3 protein-coding genes and 1 pseudogene are annotated in these 2879 nt (G+C 78.5%); all 4 read left to right on the top strand.

Translation table 11 applies throughout. From position 1 onward, the window contains the following. Positions 1 to 335 precede the first annotated feature (335 nt). Positions 336 to 1082: a tetratricopeptide repeat protein gene (locus tag AC5FZL_RS16275; protein WP_493619921.1), complete on the top strand. Its 747-nt coding sequence runs from the start codon at positions 336 to 338 to the stop codon at positions 1080 to 1082. A gap of 18 nt (positions 1083 to 1100) precedes the next feature. Then, positions 1101 to 1514, top strand: a complete 414-nt coding sequence (locus AC5FZL_RS16270; protein ID WP_493619920.1) for a tetratricopeptide repeat protein — start codon at positions 1101 to 1103, stop codon at positions 1512 to 1514. Beyond that, on the top strand, positions 1507 to 2550 hold the full coding sequence (locus AC5FZL_RS16265; RefSeq protein WP_493619919.1) for an HAD-IIA family hydrolase: 1044 nt from the start codon (positions 1507 to 1509) through the stop codon (positions 2548 to 2550). The genes AC5FZL_RS16270 and AC5FZL_RS16265 overlap by 8 nt, the downstream gene beginning before the upstream one ends. Before the next feature lie 82 nt (positions 2551 to 2632). Then, positions 2633 to 2879, top strand: a pseudogene (locus tag AC5FZL_RS16260) (hypothetical protein); the annotation flags it as partial.

Raw genomic sequence — 2879 nt, 5'->3', positions numbered from 1 at the left:
CTTTGACGAGGAGGGTCACCCCTGCACTGCAGGAGTGGCCCTCCTCGTCGCATTTCCCGTTCCGCCCACTCCGTTCCGTGCCGACCTGAACAGCGGGAGCCAGGACCATGCGTGATTCCTCCGGCGGCCGCGGCCGCTCCTTCGACGGGGACCGGCGCCGGGCCGACGACCAGCGCCCCCGCTCCGGCTCGCCGGCGCGCTCGGGCTCGGGCTCGGCGCCCAGGTCGGGCGGCGCTCCCCGTGGTGGCCGCCCCGACGGCGGTGGGTCCTCCGGCGGGGGAGACCGCGGGCCGCGCAGCGGGGCGCCGAGGAGCCCGCGCAGCGCCGAGGCGAGCGTGCGGCGCGTCGAGCCGCCGCTACCCGACGACGTCACCGGCAGCGAGCTGGACCGCGACGTGCGCGCCGACCTGCTGACCCTGGCCAAGGACAACGCCATCGCCGTCTCCCGGCACCTCGTCATGGCCGGGCGGCTGCTCGAGGACGACCCCGAGGCCGCCTACGCGCACGCCATGGCCGCGCAGCGCCGGGCCGGCCGGATCGGGTCGGTCCGGGAGGCCGCGGGCCTGGCGGCCTACGCCATCGGTGCCTACGACGAGGCGCTGCGCGAGCTGCGCACGGCGCGGCGCCTCACCGGCTCCGAGGTGCACCTGCCCCTCATGGCCGACTGCGAGCGCGCCCTGGGCCGTCCCGAGAAGGCGCTCGAGCTGGCGGCCTCTCCCGAGGCGGCTCGCCTGGACGCCCAGGGCCAGGTCGAGATGCGCATCGTCGCCGCCGGCGCGCGCCTGGACATGGGGCAGCCTGACGCCGCCGTCGTCACCCTGCAGGGGCCCGAGCTGACCGCCCGGAACCCGCAGCCGTGGCACGCGCGGCTGCTCTCCGCGTACGCGGACGCCCTGGCCGCCGCCGGGCGCGCCGAGGAGGCGCAGACGTGGCTGCAGCGGGCCGAGGCGGCGGACCGCACCGGGGCCACCGGCGCCGGCCGCCGCCTGTCGGGGGAGGAGGAGATCGTCGTCTACGACCTCCTCGAGGACGCGGAGGACCCCTCGGGCGACGTCCCCGGCGGCTCCCCGAGCGCCGGCTGAGCCGGGCTACCGTCTGGCATGGCCTCCTCTCCCACCGGCGCCCCCAGCGGGGGCGCCTACGAGTGGCTCCAGCGCGGGCTGGCCCTGCTGGAGCGCGGTGACGGGTTCGCCGCCCTCGTCCTCCTCGAGCGAGCCGCCCGCGAGCACCCCGGGTCGGCGAGCGTCCTGGAGGCCCTCGCCCGGGCGCAGTACCAGGCCGGCCAGCCGGAGGCGGCCGCGCAGACGTTCAGCCGGCTGGTCGCGGCCTCGCCGGACGCCGACTACGCGCACTTCGGCCTCGGTGTGGTCCTGGCGCGCCTCGACCGGTTGACCGAGGCGGCCGAGCACCTCGCCCTGGCGACGGCGATGCGGCCCGACCGCACCGACTACAGCGAGCGCCTGCGCCAGGTGCGCGCCACCCTGCGGGCCCGTCGGGAGGCCGGTCGTGGCTGAGCGCGCGCTGCACGAGGATCACGACCTGCTGCTGCTCGACCTCGACGGCGTCGTCTACGTCGGGGCCGGTGCGGTCCCCGGGGCGGTGCCGGCGCTGGAGGCCGCCGTGGCCGCCGGAGCGGTCACGAGCTTCGCCACCAACAACGCCTCGCGCACGCCCGAGGACGTCGCGGAGCACCTGCGCTCCCTCGGCGTCGCCGCCGCGCCGGCGGACGTCACCACGTCCTCCCAGGCCGCGGCCCTGCTCGTGAGCGAGCGGCTGGGCGCCGGCGCCCGGGTGCTCCCCGTGGGCGGCCCCGGCGTGCGCGCGGCCCTCCTCGAGGCCGGTCACGTGCCCGTGGGCGTCGACGACGCCCCGGACGCCGTCGTCCAGGGGTTCGGCCGCGGGCTGACCTGGAGCGACCTGGCGGACGCCGCGGCCGCCGTGCGCGGCGGCGCCCTGTGGGTGGCCACGAACACCGACCTCACCCTGCCGACCGAGCGCGGCCCGGCTCCGGGCAACGGCTCGCTCGTGGGGGCCGTGCGCAACGCCGTCGACGTCGACCCGCTCGTGGCGGGCAAGCCCGAGCCGGGCCTGTTCCGCGCGGCGGCGCAGCGCGCCGGTGCCCGGGCACCGCTCGTCATCGGCGACCGGCTCGACACCGACATCGCCGGGGGCCGCCGCGCCGGGATGGCGTCCATGCTCGTCCTCACCGGCCTGACCGGGCCCCTGCAGCTGCTGGCGGCCGCACCGGAGCAGCGCCCGGACCACGTGAGCGCCGACCTGTCGGGCCTGCTCGTCCCGCCCCGCCAGGCCGCGGCCGCCCACGGCGCGTGGACGTGCGGCGGCGCCACGGCCGCCGTCCGCGGTGGGCGCCTCGAGGCGTCCTGGCAGCACGAGGAGCCGGCAGGCTCGGCGGCGGACGCCCGAGAGCACCTGGTCGACCTCCTGCGCGCCTGCTGCGCCGCGGCCTGGGAGGCCTTCCCCGACGAGCCGGCCGCCCTGCCGCTGGACGCGTCCCTGGCGCAGGCCCTCGAGGCCCTCGGCGGCTCCTGACCAGCACCCCGCGCTCCACCCGGCCAGCGCTGTCCGTCGAGACGGGTAGCGTGACCAGCGGCTCGAGGAGAAGGAGGCGGCGATGTCCTGGGAGGGTCTGCGCGGCTACGCGCAAGCGGCCAACGACCTGTCCGGGATCGCCCGTGCCCGGCTCCTGGAGGTCGTGCGCGAGGCGCTGCGGGGCGAGGTCGAGCGCGCCGGGGGCGCCCTGGGCCTCGCCGGTGTGCAGGAGGTGGCCCGCCTGCGCCGCACCGTCGAGCGGCTCGAGCGGCGGGTGAGCGCGCTGGAGGAGGCCACCGGAACGGGCTCCCCGTCGCGCCGCCCCACGC

The sequence above is a fragment of the Quadrisphaera sp. DVD1 genome, from assembly GCF_058932755.1.
This window is presented reverse-complemented; position numbering and strand designations above follow the sequence as displayed.